This window comes from Mucilaginibacter roseus (assembly GCF_021215455.1).
Taxonomy (GTDB): Bacteria; Bacteroidota; Bacteroidia; order Sphingobacteriales; family Sphingobacteriaceae; genus Mucilaginibacter; species Mucilaginibacter roseus.
In genome coordinates this window covers 484,596-500,876 of the sequence record NZ_JAJPWV010000002.1, presented here as the reverse complement: position 1 = coordinate 500,876, position 16,281 = coordinate 484,596, and the positions used below count along the sequence as shown (strand labels likewise).

The 16,281-nt window shown below is 44.7% G+C and carries 17 protein-coding genes; 11 read left to right on the top strand and 6 right to left on the bottom strand.

Annotation, left to right across the window (positions count from 1 at the left end; all coding sequences use genetic code 11):
• Position 1: 1 nt before the first annotated feature.
• Complete coding sequence (locus LT679_RS07055) at positions 2-1,345, bottom strand: DUF5690 family protein (RefSeq protein ID WP_232176757.1); 1,344 nt, start codon at positions 1,343-1,345, stop codon at positions 2-4.
• Between the two features lie 72 nt (positions 1,346-1,417).
• Positions 1,418-2,002 (bottom strand): helix-turn-helix domain-containing protein, encoded by a 585-nt coding sequence (locus tag LT679_RS07050; protein ID WP_232176756.1) that lies wholly within the window; start codon positions 2,000-2,002, stop codon positions 1,418-1,420.
• A gap of 167 nt (positions 2,003-2,169) precedes the next feature.
• On the opposite strand from LT679_RS07050, the gene LT679_RS07045 reads away from it, so the two are divergent.
• From LT679_RS07045 to LT679_RS07015, 7 genes are all read left to right on the top strand, one after another.
• A complete protein-coding gene (locus tag LT679_RS07045) occupies positions 2,170-2,751 on the top strand; it encodes an HDIG domain-containing metalloprotein (protein ID WP_232176755.1) in 582 nt (193 codons plus the stop codon).
• A gap of 187 nt (positions 2,752-2,938) precedes the next feature.
• Positions 2,939-6,217, top strand: coding sequence for a SusC/RagA family TonB-linked outer membrane protein (locus LT679_RS07040; RefSeq protein WP_232176754.1), 3,279 nt, complete (start codon positions 2,939-2,941; stop codon positions 6,215-6,217).
• Between the two features lie 21 nt (positions 6,218-6,238).
• A complete protein-coding gene (locus tag LT679_RS07035; protein ID WP_232176753.1) occupies positions 6,239-7,843 on the top strand; it encodes a SusD/RagB family nutrient-binding outer membrane lipoprotein in 1,605 nt (534 codons plus the stop codon).
• Positions 7,844-7,904: 61 nt separating this feature from the next.
• Entirely contained in the window at positions 7,905-8,996 is a 1,092-nt protein-coding gene (locus LT679_RS07030; RefSeq protein ID WP_232176752.1) for a phosphoglyceromutase, read from the top strand.
• A gap of 163 nt (positions 8,997-9,159) precedes the next feature.
• The gene (locus LT679_RS07025) at positions 9,160-10,878 is read left to right on the top strand and encodes an FAD/NAD(P)-binding protein (protein WP_232176751.1); all 1,719 of its coding nucleotides are present in this window, start codon (positions 9,160-9,162) and stop codon (positions 10,876-10,878) included.
• Positions 10,879-10,922: 44 nt separating this feature from the next.
• Positions 10,923-11,378 carry a ferritin-like domain-containing protein gene (locus LT679_RS07020; RefSeq protein WP_232176750.1) on the top strand — a complete coding sequence of 152 codons (456 nt, stop codon included), beginning with the start codon at positions 10,923-10,925 and terminating at the stop codon, positions 11,376-11,378.
• Positions 11,379-11,495: 117 nt separating this feature from the next.
• Positions 11,496-12,611: a glycoside hydrolase family 43 protein gene (locus LT679_RS07015; RefSeq protein ID WP_232176749.1), complete on the top strand. Its 1,116-nt coding sequence runs from the start codon at positions 11,496-11,498 to the stop codon at positions 12,609-12,611.
• A 27-nt stretch (positions 12,612-12,638) separates the two neighbouring features.
• On the opposite strand, the gene LT679_RS07010 is transcribed toward LT679_RS07015, so the two are convergent.
• The 4 genes from LT679_RS07010 to LT679_RS06995 form a co-directional block, all read right to left on the bottom strand.
• Positions 12,639-12,995 carry a helix-turn-helix domain-containing protein gene (locus tag LT679_RS07010; RefSeq protein WP_232176748.1) on the bottom strand — a complete coding sequence of 119 codons (357 nt, stop codon included), beginning with the start codon at positions 12,993-12,995 and terminating at the stop codon, positions 12,639-12,641.
• A gap of 63 nt (positions 12,996-13,058) precedes the next feature.
• The gene (locus tag LT679_RS07005) at positions 13,059-13,400 is read right to left on the bottom strand and encodes a hypothetical protein (RefSeq protein WP_232176747.1); all 342 of its coding nucleotides are present in this window, start codon (positions 13,398-13,400) and stop codon (positions 13,059-13,061) included.
• A gap of 68 nt (positions 13,401-13,468) precedes the next feature.
• Complete coding sequence (locus tag LT679_RS07000) at positions 13,469-13,981, bottom strand: GNAT family N-acetyltransferase (protein ID WP_232176746.1); 513 nt, start codon at positions 13,979-13,981, stop codon at positions 13,469-13,471.
• A 15-nt stretch (positions 13,982-13,996) separates the two neighbouring features.
• Complete coding sequence (locus tag LT679_RS06995; RefSeq protein WP_232176745.1) at positions 13,997-14,701, bottom strand: S24 family peptidase; 705 nt, start codon at positions 14,699-14,701, stop codon at positions 13,997-13,999.
• Positions 14,702-14,843: 142 nt separating this feature from the next.
• On the opposite strand from LT679_RS06995, the gene LT679_RS06990 reads away from it, so the two are divergent.
• From LT679_RS06990 to LT679_RS06975, 4 genes are all read left to right on the top strand, one after another.
• The gene (locus tag LT679_RS06990) at positions 14,844-15,047 is read left to right on the top strand and encodes a hypothetical protein (RefSeq protein WP_232176744.1); all 204 of its coding nucleotides are present in this window, start codon (positions 14,844-14,846) and stop codon (positions 15,045-15,047) included.
• Between the two features lie 116 nt (positions 15,048-15,163).
• The gene (locus LT679_RS06985; RefSeq protein WP_232176743.1) at positions 15,164-15,574 is read left to right on the top strand and encodes a hypothetical protein; all 411 of its coding nucleotides are present in this window, start codon (positions 15,164-15,166) and stop codon (positions 15,572-15,574) included.
• Positions 15,575-15,623: 49 nt separating this feature from the next.
• Entirely contained in the window at positions 15,624-15,815 is a 192-nt protein-coding gene (locus LT679_RS06980; RefSeq protein WP_232176742.1) for a hypothetical protein, read from the top strand.
• Between the two features lie 234 nt (positions 15,816-16,049).
• Positions 16,050-16,190, top strand: a complete 141-nt coding sequence (locus tag LT679_RS06975; protein ID WP_232176741.1) for a hypothetical protein — start codon at positions 16,050-16,052, stop codon at positions 16,188-16,190.
• Positions 16,191-16,281: the final 91 nt, after the last annotated feature.

The following is a 16,281-nucleotide window of genomic DNA, read 5'->3' as shown; positions in this document are numbered from 1 at the left end:
TTTATACTGCTGATAAATTTAACGGTTTGTTTTGCGTGCGCGACCGGCGCGCGCTTTGTAAAAAGTAAATGAGCGAAAGTGTACCCGCAGTGCCGCCGGTAACGGCTAAAATCAGCAAAGCATCCTTAAAAAAGGTATCCCAACTTACGTTGGGATTGCCCAGTTCTTTTACCAGTAACACACTTACGCTGCCCAGGTAGCCAATGGCATCGGCAATGTACATTACAAAGCCAACGTTGCTTTTATAGTTAAAGGAGGCAATCATTCGCTCAAAAAATATGGCATTATAGGGCACATAACCCGCGTAAAGGCCCAGTCCGGCAAGCGTCATCCACGTAATGGGGCTGATTGTACCTGCATTGAACAACAGGGTTGATATACCTGCAAGCAGGCATCCGCAGATAATAAAAATGTGAATAATGCCAAAAGCTCTTAAGTTATTTTTTACCAGTATAAGCAGACTGATACCTGCCAGTACAACGATGGAGATGACTGAATCAATATTAGTATAAATGCTGTTACTGGTAATGCCGAGGCCATGCCATATTTCTACCTCGAAGTTATCGCGTATATCGCGTATAACGGTTAGCATAACGTACACCGTTACGGTGAGGATGATGCCCGGTAAAAAACGTAATAAAAATGCACGGCGTTCGGCAGCGTTCATAGGAGTGCGTTCGGTGCGCAAAAGCTTATCTTGCTCGGTAGGCGGAGGGATAATCTCCAAAAATACAACAAACATTATCAACGGAATAGCGAACAACGCGCCGGTTAAAAAAGGCATATAGTATTCGTTTACACCAAAATTGCTGATGAGCGTGCGTCCGGCGGTTTTCACAAAACCGGAAGCGAATATTAGGCTGATGGACAGCACCGCCGCCATAAACTCGGTAGCCTTGCGCCCTTCCAGGTAGCCGAATACTAAGCCCCAGATCATGCCAAGCGGGAAACCATTAATAAACAGGAAGATAATATTATATGGTGCGGGTACCAGCGCGAAGCCCAACAGTGCCAGCCATGAAATGCCGATCAAAATCAGGATGCTTTTGCCGCGGTTAAGCGCCTTTACTTCGGCTATAAACCGGATGCCATAAAATTTACTCAGTGTATAACCCAATACCTGCGCTATAACCAGCCAGGCTTTATAGCTCACATGCATAAACTCTACACCGGGGTAAGTGCCTGCCGCGAAAGCCTTCCGAAAAGCATACATGCAGGTATAAGCTCCAAAAGCGGATATGGCAGCAAGCACAGAAACCAATCCGTGTGGCAATGCCCCCAGCTTATTTTGCGCCCGTTGTTTTATCGAGCGGGTATCAAAAGACGTATTATCTGTTTGGGGCATGCTAAACTTAAATAGTTTAGCAATTATAAACTTAGTTTATTAAAAATAAACTAAGCCAATATTAAGTTACCTTTAAGCGTTTGGGTGTTCCTCGAAAAAATAAAGCACCAGCATGCTCGCTTTACCTTTGCCCGCGTTTTTTGGCGTATGTGCAAGGCGGCCATCAAACAGCATGGAGTCGCCCTCTTTCAACGTATAGCTGCTGTCCTCAAATTGATATTCTACAGTTCCGTTTAGTATGTATTTATATTCATAAGCCTCGGTTTGTACCATTGGGCGATGTGCGCCGGGTTCAAGCTCCAGTATCACCATATCAACCGTGGAGTTTTTGATGGATTGCGTAAATATGCGCTGATAGTGAAAGCCGTGGGCGTCTTCCTTCTCAAAATGCTCGTACTCGCTTTTTCTTTTGATGATAGGTGCCTGCCTGCCTTCTTTGTGTCTGATATCTTTAAAGAAAACGTTCAGGTCAATATCAAGCGCCTTAATAATATCAATCAGCACAATAAGCGAGGGTATGGTGCGGCTGTTCTCAATTTGCGAAATGAGGCCTTTGCTTACGTTGGCTTTAGTAGCCAGATCCTGTACGGTGATGTTCTTTTCGCGGCGGCGCTCTTTAATGCGGTTGCTTATCTGTAGCAGAATATCGTCTTCCATCTATAATCAGGTTATTGGTTGAACCGTGGCAAAGTATATAATATAACAGCAACACACAAATAATAGGATGTTAAATAAGGCTTGAACAGAAATATTACATCCACTGTAAATTACATAACGTTTGTTTAATAACATATTAATATCTATGCTTTTAATTTGCCTTAGCCATGCTACACACCACACGCACCCCCGAAGTTATAGTTGATGAAGTATTTGCTTTGTATGAGCTCCACGGCGATGAGGATTATATAGGCGAACCCGTATCGCAACTGGAGCACATGACGCAGGCTGCATCATTAGCCGAGCATGAGGGTTATGATGATGAGGTGATTTTAGCTGCTTTTTTTCACGACATCGGCCACCTGTGCGCCGCACAGGGCGAGGCGGAAAGCATGGACGGCATGGGCAATGTGGATCACGAAAAACTGGGCGCCGATTATTTATTGGAGCGTGGTTTTTCGGACAGGATGGCTAACCTGGTACGCGCCCACGTTATCGCCAAGCGTTATCTTACCTATAAATACGCGGAATATTACGAGAAGCTTTCGCCGGCCAGCAGGGTAACCCTTGAATTTCAGGGCGGCAAAATGAGCGCTGACGAAGCCACGGCTTTTGAAGCCAATCCAGATAAGGATTTGATCATCCGTTTCAGGTATTGGGACGATGAGGCCAAGCTGGAAAATATTCCGGTTACTAATTTATCCTCATTAAAGCAAAAAGCCTTGACCCACCTTAAAAGCCAAGCTTAACGAGCAATGTGTTAACATAGTTGCTGCGTTATGTATGATTATTGTTACCAATATTCGCTTTCATTAACATTCTCGCAATAAATCTTTAAAGTTTATTTAAATTAAACTTAGTTTATAAATAATAAACACTCTCTATCATTGCTGCAATAAAATAAGTCACACCACCGATTTTTTTAAACAGCAAAAAATGGAACACTTTTATCCGAATTTAAAAAGGCTGGCATTATTTATTATGTGCTGCCTCTCGCCGGTTATTTTGTTTGCCCAAACAAGAATTACGGGTACCGTAACCGACGAAAACAAGCAACCGCTGCCGGGCGTAACCGTAATGTTAAAAGGCAGTAACCAGGGTACATCAACCGATATTTATGGCCGCTTTATTATTACGGCTAACCCCGGCGATGTGCTTGAATTTAAGTTTTTAGGCTTTGCGCCACAGCAAGCCACCGTAGGTAACAGCAGCACGCTGGTTGTAGCGCTAAAAGGCGACAGCAAAGCACTTAACGAGGTGGTGGTAACCGCCCTTGGTGTTAAAAAAGAAGCCCGCCGCGTAGGCTACGCCGTACAAACCGTTAATGGTGACGACGTAACCACTGCCCGTGACCCTAACCCGATCACCGGCTTAACCGGTAAGGTGGCAGGTTTATCGGTAGGCCCGTCGGCTGAGTTACTGGGTGCGCCAAGTGTGCGCATTCGTGGTAACCAGATATCACTTTACGTGGTGGATGGTATTCCTATTAATACCGATACCTACAACATCAGCCCTGATGATATTGAAACTTACACGGTGCTTAAAGGCCCTGCGGCTGCCGCTTTATACGGTAACCGTGCATCATACGGCGCTATATTGATCACCACTAAAAAAGGCAACAAAAATAAAAAAGGCCTAACGGTTGATGTTAACAGCAGTACCGTTATCAACACAGGCTTCCTGGCCTTCCCGCGTGTGCAAAAATCATACGGTGCAGGCGAGAACACATTTTACAAGTTTGTTGATGGCAAGGGCGGTGCACCGGGTGGTGTTGATGCTGATTATGACGTTTGGGGGCCTTATTTTGCCGGTCAGCTGATTGAGCAGTATGATAGTCCGATTATTAACGGCGTACGCCAGGCTACGCCTTACACTGCACGTGGCGCTAATAACCTGGATAACTTTTTGCGTACCGGCTATCAAACCAATAATAACGTAGCGTTAAGTGCCAATGGCGAAACCTATAACATCCGTTTATCAGCATCGCAACAGCATCAAAATAGTTATATACCCGAGCAATATTTGGATATAGCCAACGCGAACATCTATGCTTCATTTAACCCTAACCCACGCTGGAAATTTGAGGGTAACATTAACTATAACCGCCAAACAACCGATAATTTTCCGGATGTACAGTATGGCCCCAACAGCTTGATCTATAACATTGCTATATGGACGGGTGCCGACTGGGATGTAAACGCACCGGACATTAAAGCCATCTGGCAGCCGGGTAAAGAAGGTATTCAGCAGCAATTTGCCGAGTATACACGCTACCATAACCCTTGGTTTATGGTTAAGGAATGGACCCGCGGCCATTACAAAAACGACCTGTACGGCTGGATGTCTGCCAACTTCAAGATTAATAACAATCTGAATGCAACCTTACGTTCACAGGTTAATACATATAATATCCTGCGTACGGAAAAAATGCCTTTCTCGGCTCACCCTTACGGCCGTGAAGGTAATCAAGGCGACTACCGCGAAGACCGCCGTAACCTGTACGACAGCAATACTGAGCTGATGCTGAACTATGATTATACCATCAAAAAATTCCTGAACCTGTCGGGTTTAGTAGGTGGTAACATCCGTAGCTTTAACTATAACTCCAACTGGACGTCCACAGACTACCTAAACGTGCCCGAGGTTTATAGCTTCAGTAACTCTAAAAATCCGGTACAGTCAACCAGTTTCGCGTCAGACATGCGTGTAATCAGTGCTTACTACTCGTTGGATGCCAGCTTTGGTAAGTACGCTACCATATCAAGCACCGGCCGTATCGATAAATCATCGGCTTTCCAGGCGCCAACCACTTATTTTTACCCAAGTGTATCAGTAGCCACCGTAATATCTGATTATGTGAAGCTACCTGAGGTAATTAGCTTCCTGAAAGCAAGGGCTTCATTCTCAAACATCCGTTCGGACGCTACCTCAACTACTATCGGTCCGGCTCCTTTTAATTCTATTACGGCGCTGGGCGGATCAACAGGGTCATCGTTATTTACTAATCCACTGGGTTATGGTACTACCTATAACTCACCTTATAATGGTCCGGATTATTCACTGATATCATCATATTCAATCAGCAAGCCGTATAACAGCCAAACGGCAGGTTACGCGCCCGATTATCTGTACCAAAACAACATCAAAACATCAACCCGTGTAAACTATGAGGAAGGTTTTGATATCCGTTTTCTGCAAGGCCGTGTAGGTTTAAGCGGTACCGCGTTCCAGTACATTGATGGTCCGCGTATATTGCCAAACGCAATATCAACTGCAACAGGTTATACTATTGAATATGTAAACGCGCTTAAAACCAAAAAGAATGGTTACGAGCTATCGCTTAGCGGTACACCGGTTAAAAACAGCGGTGGCTTTACCTGGGATGTGTTGGTGAACTTCGCGACGTTTAAAGAGGTTTATAAAGAGCTGCCTCCGGGCCAGGATACATACCAAACCTTCTTTAAAGCCGGTGACCGTACTGATAAATTATACGGCACCGCGTTTGTTCGTAACCCTGACGGAAAGATCATTAACGATGCTGCCGGCAAGCCGCTTATTAACCCTGTATCACAATACTTAGGTAATATGAACGCCAAGTATAACTGGGGCATCAACAACAAAATACGTTACAAAACCGTTAGCCTGGGCTTCCAGTTCGATGGCTCGGTAGGTGGTGTAATAGTTGACTACATGCACAACAAAACCATGCGTGGCGGTGCCAATATTGAAACTGCTGAAGGCGCCCTAGGTGCCGCCCGTTACCGCGACTGGCAAAACTATGGCAAAACCGGTTACAACGGCAGCTACGTGGGCGAGGGTGTGGTAATATCAAACGGTGCATCTATCAACTACGATTCAAAAACAGGTGCGGTGTTAAATTATGGCGAGCTGCAATATGCCCCAAACAAGCAAACAGCCTTTGTGCAGGATTACGTGAGCAAGTACTACAATGCCGACGAGGCCAACCTGATGAGCAAAACTTTCTCAAAACTACGTGAGGTTACCATCGGTTTTGACTTCCCGAAACCAATGCTGCAAAAAACCTTCATCCAAAAGGCCACGCTGTCATTATACGGCCGTAACCTGCTTTACTTTTACAAGGACAAGCGCTTTAAGGATGTTGACCTTGACCAGTATAACTATGCTGCGGCTTCAACCGGCCTGCAATCACCAACCGTGCGCAGCTATGGTTTTAACCTTAACCTGTCATTCTAAACTTACTTAGCAGTAAACAAAATGAAAACGATTTTAAAACAATATATATTACCGGTAGCGGTTGCGCTATCAGTAACGGGTTGTAAAAAAAGCTTTGACGAGCTAACTAAAAACAACAACCTGCCAAGTAAAGTACCTGCCGCGCTGTTGTTTAACGGCGTGCTTAACAGCATTGCCGAACTGCCCGACGGCCAAAAAGAGATTTACAGCCAGTATTACCTGTATAACTACGATTACTATGGTAACAACCGTTATGATTTTGGCGGTGGCGACGATTACTATACCGTGCTGAAGAACGTTCAGGATATGGAAAAACAGGCTGCCGCTACCGGTGGCGCTGCCATTAACCCGTATGAGGCGTTAGGCAAATTTTTTAAGGCCTACCTGTTCAGTAAAATGAGTTTGGAGATGGGTGATATACCAATGACGGAAGCGCTGAAAGGCCTTGATAAACTGGAGCCGGCTTATGATACCCAAAAGCAGGTAATGCTGCAATCGTTAGATTGGCTGGAAAGCGCTAACAGTGATCTTGGTCAGCTTATCAGCAAACCCAATGATTTTGGTACTGGCGAGGGCGCGGTGTTAAAAAATGATATTTATTTTGACAACAACCTGAGCAAGTGGCAAAAAGCGGTGAATGCGTTGAACATCCGTTTGCTTATACAGCTGAGCAAAAAAACCGGCGATACTGATTTAAAGGTAGCTACCCGTTTTGCCAACATCATTAACAACCCAAGCAAATACCCTTTGATGGCGAGTAACGATGATAACATGCAATATACATTCAGAACACCGAACAACTTTTATCCGCAAAACCCAAATAACTTCGGGCAAAGTGGTTCGCGTAAAAACATGTCATCTACTTATGTTGGCTTGTTAACAGATCTGAGAGATCCGAGGGGGTTTGTAACAGCCGAGCCGGCTCGCGACCTGGTTGATAATAAAAAGCAAAGCCCTACTGATTTCGCATCATTTGTAGGCGCTGATCCAGGGCTTGACCAGGGGGTGATGTACAACAATGCCGGTTTACAGAAATACTCTTTCCTTAACCGTAAGCATTTTTATTCAACTTATACCGGCGAGCCAAGCATCCAGATCGGTTATCCGGAGCTAATGTTGAACATTGCGGAAGGTGTAAACCGTGGCTGGGCTACAGGAGCAGGTGCCGAAAGCTATTACATCAAAGGCATTCAGGCATCACGGGCATCTTACGGCATCCCGCAAAGCGGTACGTTCACGGCTTATTTTTACCGCCCGGGTTCAACTACAGGGGTTAACGTAGATGGTAACTATGATAATTACACGGTTAGCGCTGATTTTAATACCTATTATAATCAATCTACTGTTAAATATGCTGATGGCGCTGACGGCCTGAAAAAAATATTGCAGCAGCAGTATTTGGCATTGTTTCGCCATTCGGGTTTACAGTCGTATTTTAATTATCGCCGCACCGGTGTGCCTACTTTTACAACCGGGCCGGGTACGGGTAATGGTGGCCGTATAGCCAAACGCTTCCGTTATCCGGATGCAGAGCGTACAGCCAATGCCAAAAACTACCAGGCTGCTTTAGATAAGCAATTCAACGGTAACGACGATATTAACGGCGTTATGTGGATACTTCAATAATTACTTCAAACCAGCGAACGGCCATTAGCGATAATGGCCGTTCGCTTTTAATACGATCGATATGAAAAAATTATGTTTACTGTTGCTGTGCACTATGGCTTTAAACTATACACAGGCACAAAATAAAACGCAGAACCTGATCATTGTTACCCTTGACGGCCTGCGGTGGCAGGAAGTTTTCCGCGGTGCGGATTCAGCGTTGATCGCCTCAACGTTCACCGGTGATAAGGACGGCGTTAAAAAGAGATATTGGGCCGCTACTGCGGATGATCGGCGTAAGATACTGATGCCCTTTTTATGGTCGGTAGTAAGCGGGCAGGGGCAGGTTTATGGCAACCGCGATCTGGGTAATAAGGATGAGGTGGCTAATCCGTACCATTTTTCATATCCGGGATATAACGAGATATTTACCGGCTTCCCGGATAAGCGGATGAATACCAACGACCCGATTACCAACCCGAACATGAATGTGCTGGAATTCATTAACAAGCAAAAAGGTTATCAGGGTAAGGTGGTTGCTTTTTCATCATGGGAGCGTTTCCCGCAGATATTGAATACCACTCGCTCCGGCCTGCCGGTTTATTCTGGTTATGCTGATGTTAAAACCAAGGATGCTAACGAGCGTATCAAATACTTGAACGAATTACAGCATAACGTGCCGCATTACCTGGGCGATTCCACCCGTTTGGATTTTATCAGTTATGAATACACTAAAGAGTATATCAAGCAGTACAAACCCAAAGTAGTATACCTAGCGTTTGATGAAACCGACGATATGGCGCACGAGGGCAACTACAGCTTTTACCTCGATCGTATAAAACAGGAAGACGGCTACATCAAATCGCTATGGGATATAGTGCAAAATGATCCGGCATATAAAGGCAAAACAACCTTGCTGATCACCTGCGACCATGGCCGCGGCGAGCAGCCTATTGAAACCTGGCGAAGCCACGGCGAGGATGTAAAAAACTCCGAGCAAACTTGGTTTGCCATCATCGGTCCCGACACCCCGGCAACTGGCGAAGTAAAAACTGCTACCACTACCTACCATAAGCAACTGGCCCAAACCATGGCGCTGTTGCTTGGCTTTGATTTTAAGAAAGCCGCCGGGCATGAAGTAGGCGATGCCATTATGTCGGTAATTAAAAAATAATCTTATTGCACTATAAAAGCCGGTTCATGCTTGTGAGCCGGCTTTTTTTGTATTACTCCGTATGGTTGTACGGGCAAACAATACACATAGTTAGTGATTATACTATCGCTCAATTGCATACAACATGCGGTTGTGATTATTGCAGATAAGTTAAACTCTACTTGTGAAATCAAAAAATAAAAGCCTGAACATCGGGATAATTGGCGGTGGGCCAAGCGCTATGTTCTTGTACAAACGATTGGTTGAGACGGCCGACCCAACAATAAGCGTAACTATTTACGAAAAAGGTAATACCCTCGGTGCCGGTATGCCCTACAGTGCGGCCGGCGCAAACGATGAGCATGTTACCAACGTATCCGGCAATGAGATACCTGATCTGGTTACTTCCGTCTCCGACTGGATATCTAAGGTATCTAAAGATACGCTTGACAAGTTTAATATCGATCCGGCAAGGTTTAACGAATATAAGGTTTTGCCCCGGCTTTTATTCGGCCAGTATCTCACAGCACAGTTTGCTATGCTGTTGCAGCAGGCAAAGGAGACAGGCATGGAAACACAGGTTTATTATAACACCCCGATTGCAGATGTAGCTGACATCCCTGAAAAAGAGCAAGTGCAGGTGATTACCTCCGCAGGAGATAAATTCTTTCACGATAAGGTTGCCATTTGCAGCGGCCACATCTGGCCTAAAAAACATGAGGGTAAGGTACCCGGATATTTTGATTCGCCTTATCCGCCTGCCAAATTAACTTTCGCGGCAAATCATGAAATCGCTATCCGCGGTTCATCCTTAACGGCCATTGATGCTATACGTACCTTGTCGCGCTATAACGGCAGTTTTGAAAAAGGTGAGGATGGAATGCCTCTTTATACCGTTTACCCCGAAAGCCAAGGTTTTAAAATGATAATGCATTCGCGCAATGGTTTGTTGCCTGCGGTACGTTTCCATCTGGAAGACTCGCACCTGGGTAAGGAAACTGTTTTGAGCAAGGAGGAAATTGAGGCGGTACGCAAGGAGAACGAAGGCTTTTTGCCGCTTGATTATGTTTTTCAAAAGAATTTTAAGGACGGCATCAAGCAAAACGATACTGATTTTTATGAGCGCATAAAGGATATGCAGATGGAAGAATTTGTAAACCTGATGATGGGCATGCGCGAGGATCGGGATGCTTTCGCCCTACTACAGGCCGAGTATGACGAGGCGGAAAGATCGATAGAAAAACGGGAATCCATCTATTGGAAGGAGATGCTGGGCATATTGAGCTTTGCCATGAACTATCCGGCTAAGTATTTTTCGGCGGAGGATATGCTGCGCGTGCAAAAAACGCTCATGCCGTTAATATCCATCGTTATTGCGTACGTTCCGCAAAGTTCTGCAAATGAAATGCTGGCTTTGCATAATGCCGGTGTGCTGGACATTATATCAGTGGGAGAGGATAGTAATGTAGAGCCTGATGAGGCAGGCGGCGCGACCGTTACGTACACTGATGAGGACGGCGAATCAAAAACTAAACACTATAAAACTTTTGTTGACTGCATTGGTCAGCCTCATCTTCAGTTTAGTGCTATTCCTTACAAAAGCCTTATTGAAAGCCGTGTCCTCAGTCCGGCTAAATTAAAATTTAAGCATGCCGAAGCGGGACAACAAGCGCTTACTGAAGCTGAGGGTAAGGTATTCAGTGATGGCGAAGGTCATTATTACCTGAGTGTGCCTGGAGTAGCTATAAACGATGATTTTCAGGCAGTTGATGGCTATGGCGCCCTTAACGATCGGGTATATATACTGGCGGTTCCTTATATAGGTGGCTTTAATCCGGATTATTCCGGTTTGGATTTTGGCGAGGCGGCATCATTATTAGTAAAAAATGCCATGCTGCGTTAATGGTGGCACAGCTATTGTAAAACTATACCAAACATCTAAAAACTATGGAAACGACAGAAAAAGTAATTGAAGTATTAAACGATTTGATCGAGATTAACAACGACCGTATTGCGGGATTTGAAAAAGCTATTGCTGATATTAAAGATGAAAATATCGATTTGAAAGAGCTGTTTCAGAGCTACGCTACACAAAGCCGTAAATTTAGCCAGGAGCTGACTGCTCTTAACGCATCACGCGGCGGCGATGTGGAAACCGGCAACAGCGTAAGCGGTACATTACACCGCGCCTGGATCGATGTAAAATCATTGTTCGGTGGTACAGACCGTGCCAGCATATTAAGCGAAGCTGAGCGCGGCGAGGACGCGATTAAAAAAGCTTATCAAACCGCACTTACCGAAGGTAACTTAAGCGGCGAGGCTTTACAAACCGTAACCGCCCAAGCGCAAGATATTAATGCAGCACATGACAGCATTAAAGCTCTGCGCGACGCTGCAAAATAATAATCAGGCTACAAAATAGCTTATCAAATGCCCGGCAAAATCCGGGCATTTTTGGTTAATAACCACATGTGTTTGTGTAACAATAATTTGTTCCTTTACCATCGCAAAACCAAACACATGAAACATAAATTATCACTTATAAGCCTCCTGGTACTTTTTCTTACCACGGGATTAGTTAACGCGCAGGCACCCGCCGGTAAGGCTACAGCATTTACACCCGGCAAAATATGGCCTGATAACAAGGGTGTACATATTAATGCTCACGGTGGCGGCATCATTTATTATAAAAACAAATACTATTGGTTTGGCGAGCATAAAATAGCCGGCGAAGCTGGTAACAGCGCCCAGGTGGGTGTGCATAGCTATTCATCAACCGATTTGTATAACTGGAAGGATGAAGGCATAGCGCTTGCTGTTTCGCAAGATAGCACTAACGATATTGCCAAAGGTTGCATACTGGAAAGGCCAAAGGTGGTTTACAATAAGAAGACAGGCAAATTTGTGATGTGGTTCCACCTGGAGCTAAGGGGCAAAGGTTATAGTGCTGCCCGCGCCGGTGTTGCGGTGAGTGATAAAGTGACCGGTCCGTTTAAGTTCATCCGCAGTTACAGGCCCAATGCCGGAAAGATGCCTTTTTACGCGGCCGGTACTCCTGAAAGTGAAAAAGTAAATTGCGCAAACCCTGCTGAAGACGATAAATTCTTTTGCCGAGATTTGCCGGGCGGACAAATGGCCCGCGATATGACGGTATTTGTTGATGACGACGGTAAAGCCTACCATGTGTTTTCATCCGAAGAAAATTACACGTTGCATATTGCCGAGCTGACTGATGACTATACCGGCCATACCGGTAAATTCATCCGTGTATACAAAGGCCAGCAAACCGAGGCGCCAGCGTTGTTTAAGCGCAATGGTGTTTATTACATGATCGGGTCGGGATGTACCGGTTGGGCGCCAAATGCCGCGCGCTGGTTTTCCGCACCCTCTATCTGGGGCCCGTGGACACACCGTGGCAATCCGTGCACCGGTAACGGCGCCAACTTAACCTACGGTGGGCAAAGTACCCATGTGCTGCCGGTGCAGGGCAAAAAGGATGCTTTTATTTTTATGGCCGATAAATGGGCACCTAAGGATGCCATTGATGGCCGCTATCTCTGGCTGCCGATAACCTTTAATGGCAACGATATTTCCATAAGCTGGAAAGATGAGTGGAACCTGAGTGAGTTTAATTAGAAAAGGAGGGCAACGCCCTCCTTTTTGCTATATAGCCTTTTTGTTTTGCAGGTTATCCTTTAGTTCCTGCAGTTCATGCTCATAGGCACGCATCCGGGCATGGAGTATATCAACCTCTGTGCGCAGCATTTGTATTTCGGTAATGAGCTTTGCGCCGTCGGTCTTGTTTATCTTTTTGTCGCCGGTGCCTAAAATCAACCACTCGGGCGAATATTTAAGGGTGAAACAAAGTTTGCTGATGAGGTAATAGCTCATGTCCTGCTTGCGGTTGATTACCTTGCTTATAAACCCCTGGTCAACCCCGATGGCTGCCGCGAGGCCTACCTGCCCACCGTGATCTTTCACAATAACCTTAAGCCGTTTTATTATGCCGTCATCAACCATGATGCTGCAAGTATAAACAATTTGATAATGAGGCCAAGGTTAATAAAAAGATTTTCGGGCTGCTTAAACTTTAACGTTAGCGTGTTTTTTTATGTAATTAAGTATCAGGTCGAGCTTGTGTGCGTACTCGGGCAAAGGCATCTTGCCGGCGTTGTAATCGTGCATTACTTCATCCAGCTTTTGGCTTACTTTGTTATACAGTACTGCGTTGGCACTTTGTATAGCGGTTAAGGTTTGCTGCACTTTGCTTAGCTTTGATGCTGTGGCCTGCTTCATAAACAGCGGGTCAACATCCTGGCTTTGTTTTAATACTTTGCCAAAGCGTTTGCGCTGCCGTATTTCAAAGATTAATATCAGCAGCAAAATAACAACGCCGCCATAGGCGTAAGGTAATAATTCACTCATCAGGAAAGGGGTACTTTACTACGTTTACGATTAAAGCGGGTTAGCGGTTTTACACTCCACCGCTTTTTTTAAACAGGCTGAAGAATATCTTTTTCGTAGCAATAAAAGCTCAGTCCGGGCTTGTGGGCAAGGCTGATTTCGCCCACGTTTTTGTAACCTGCTTTCAACAATAGGCGTTGCATGGCGGTGTTACTGGTGTTGGTATCGGCCCTGGACTTAGTTAGCGCATTAGCACGGGCAACCTCATCGGCATGATTCAGCAGCGCAACCGCAATGCCCAATCCCTGAAAACGCGGACTAACCGCCATGCGGTGGGTTACCACTGCCGGTATCGTAATATCGATGTCGGCCTGGGCGTAATCAGGCTCCGGGGCGGTTGTTATGGCAGTTACGCCCGCTATCTCGCCGTTATGTTCAGCAAGCCATAGCTGTTTAAGTTCAATATCGTTGGTAAAAACCCCGGTATTGGGATAGGTGTTATTCCATTGCCTGTTACCCGCCGCCTGCATAAGCGGTACAACTTCGGCAACTATGCGCATAATTTCGGGTATATCAGTAAGCTTTGCTTCGCGTATCGTCATTTTTGTCTTAAGTACTTAATGATTGTGTTTTTTGTGGATATCCTTTACCAGGCAAAGTTTTTTGATATCTGCTATCTTGATAGGGAACGGCGCGTATTTAAGCCGGCTGCCAACCATTTCGGTAGTATTATCTGAGTGGGCAATTACCTCATCGGGCGAGTCGCCTGCCAGTAGGCGTTTATACATGCGGTAATCTCCCCATTCAATGTAATAAACTTCGCCGGGTAAAATCTTCATGTCATGTATCACCTTTAGTGCCACCCAGCAGCCATTCTCCAGGTAGGGGTACATACTATGCCCCCAAACCGGTAAGGCGAAGTCGCAATCCTCAATACCCGGAAAGTTCATGTGCCCCACCGGGTTGCTGTCGTTTATATCGTTATAAACCTCAACACCGGTGGCTGTAGCGATTACCTCGTACATGGGTATGCCCTCGAAAGTCTTTTTAACAGGGATCGGTAAGCTGCTGTTTTCTTTATTTTTTACCGGTGATAAATGTTCTTGATAAATTTCTTTAAAAAGTTTTAGTTTTTCTGGATCTATATTTTGCCTGCTTTTTACAATCTCTGTAATAGTGCTGGCTGAGTTATAGCCAAGCGCCTCTGCAAGCTGTGTGTTATTATAAAAAGCTTTGCCGCGCAACTGCGTGTACAGTATAATAAACTCCAAAGTTTCGGGGCGTACGGTTTTTATTTTATTTGGTTTTGCCGATTGATCCATAAAGAAAAAATTTGTAAATATTTCTTGACATAAATACAGAAATATCTTTATATTTGTTTCGTTGATTGATGCTAAGCTAAGAGAAATAAATTAAAGCGGCAAATATCACATCAAGAATTTACAGTAATTAAAGAATTGCAGCATGTATATCGCCTACTTATCACCAGATTTTATCTCGACGCAAGCTTGTACCGAGCAGCAGCCCGAAATTACGACCGAAGATTTCGCTATTTATAATGAGCGTATAGACGGTTACTCAGCGGCCTGCGCGAGGTTAAGCCGCGAGATTGCTGCAATTCAACGTTACCTGCCCGGCTGGCTTCCGGAACGGCCCGGCCTTAAATAACCAATTAACCGCCTGCAAAGGGCAATCATCAAATTAACATCTAATCCCCGTAGCTGCTGCCTGCCGCTACCGATTTAAACAAAGCTCCCCCTGAAGGGGGTTGGGGGGCATATGTCATGATCAAATTATCGCAAAAACTAAAACAGCAGCTATGGTGGTTAATTATTTCAGTAGATTATAACTACAGCCGGATTGCCATTGCCGACCACGACCTAAATGATGAAGCCGTAACCTTATGGCTTGAAGACAAGCAGGATTACAAAAACACGCTTGATGAGTGCCTGCGCATTGACCTGCCCGTTGCGCGGTTTGCCAAACTGATAAAAAGCGAGGGACTAAATAGTTACGAGGGCACCAAAATGCACGCTAAAAAGGGCTACCTGTATAAAGCGCGCATAGAAATTAACGAGCCGGTTACCTGGTACCGTAATGATGCAACCGTAACCGAACAGCAATGGGCCCGTGAAGCACTGCTTAAATCCATATTAACGCAGTTGGTTGAAAATGAGGTTTATGATGGCGTTTAAAGGCACGATGGCATAGTATATGTTTTATAAAATGCAAAACATATACATTATGGAAACGAGATACATCAATGCGCAAAACCCGGAGATGAAAACCAGGCAGGGCAGCAACTTTTGGGAGGTGATGAAACCTTTCGCAAAATTTGGTTTAAAAAGTTTGGGCATTGTGGCCGGGGCTATGTGGGCTATTATCAAGATCATTCCTAAACCATCTGAATTTAAACCTGAAAAAAAGGGCTTTTAGTGGTATTATTAGTCATTTTGGGTAATAGTTCTACATAGTTTGGCTGTAAACTTAAATGCCGGAAGGCGTGCCAAATAATAATGATTAATTTTTTAAGCATCTGTTGTTTAGTTACTTATGAAGTAAAAGAGGGCGTATATAAAGGCTTTGGCAAGTCTTGTTAACCAAAATGGTAACCTTCTTGTATAGTAATCAGTAATTGTTTGGTATTATAAAATTTAAATCTGAAAAACTATGAAAAAGCTATTAAGCGTGCTGGTATTATCAGCCTTTACATTAGGTTCATTTGCTCAAACTGCTCCTAAAGACAGTACAAAAAGCACAACCAAAACAGACACAGTAAAAAAAGACACCACTAAAAAGAACAAGAAATAATCTGTCTTTTATAGTCGATATAAACTTGACCTTTTGTCTGGACAAAAGTAAAAACCCACTGCAAACATGTAGTGGGTTTTTATTTTTAGCG

Coding starts and splice junctions, on each gene's coding strand:
- LT679_RS07055 (WP_232176757.1), bottom strand. CDS start 1,345: ATGCCCCAAACAGATAATACGTCTTTTGATACCCGCTCGATAAAACAA.
- LT679_RS07050 (WP_232176756.1), bottom strand. CDS start 2,002: ATGGAAGACGATATTCTGCTACAGATAAGCAACCGCATTAAAGAGCGC.
- LT679_RS07045 (WP_232176755.1), top strand. CDS start 2,170: ATGCTACACACCACACGCACCCCCGAAGTTATAGTTGATGAAGTATTT.
- LT679_RS07040 (WP_232176754.1), top strand. CDS start 2,939: ATGGAACACTTTTATCCGAATTTAAAAAGGCTGGCATTATTTATTATG.
- LT679_RS07035 (WP_232176753.1), top strand. CDS start 6,239: ATGAAAACGATTTTAAAACAATATATATTACCGGTAGCGGTTGCGCTA.
- LT679_RS07030 (WP_232176752.1), top strand. CDS start 7,905: ATGAAAAAATTATGTTTACTGTTGCTGTGCACTATGGCTTTAAACTAT.
- LT679_RS07020 (WP_232176750.1), top strand. CDS start 10,923: ATGGAAACGACAGAAAAAGTAATTGAAGTATTAAACGATTTGATCGAG.
- LT679_RS07015 (WP_232176749.1), top strand. CDS start 11,496: ATGAAACATAAATTATCACTTATAAGCCTCCTGGTACTTTTTCTTACC.
- LT679_RS07010 (WP_232176748.1), bottom strand. CDS start 12,995: ATGGTTGATGACGGCATAATAAAACGGCTTAAGGTTATTGTGAAAGAT.
- LT679_RS07005 (WP_232176747.1), bottom strand. CDS start 13,400: ATGAGTGAATTATTACCTTACGCCTATGGCGGCGTTGTTATTTTGCTG.
- LT679_RS07000 (WP_232176746.1), bottom strand. CDS start 13,981: ATGACGATACGCGAAGCAAAGCTTACTGATATACCCGAAATTATGCGC.
- LT679_RS06995 (WP_232176745.1), bottom strand. CDS start 14,701: ATGGATCAATCGGCAAAACCAAATAAAATAAAAACCGTACGCCCCGAA.
- LT679_RS06990 (WP_232176744.1), top strand. CDS start 14,844: ATGTATATCGCCTACTTATCACCAGATTTTATCTCGACGCAAGCTTGT.
- LT679_RS06985 (WP_232176743.1), top strand. CDS start 15,164: ATGATCAAATTATCGCAAAAACTAAAACAGCAGCTATGGTGGTTAATT.
- LT679_RS06980 (WP_232176742.1), top strand. CDS start 15,624: ATGGAAACGAGATACATCAATGCGCAAAACCCGGAGATGAAAACCAGG.
- LT679_RS06975 (WP_232176741.1), top strand. CDS start 16,050: ATGAAAAAGCTATTAAGCGTGCTGGTATTATCAGCCTTTACATTAGGT.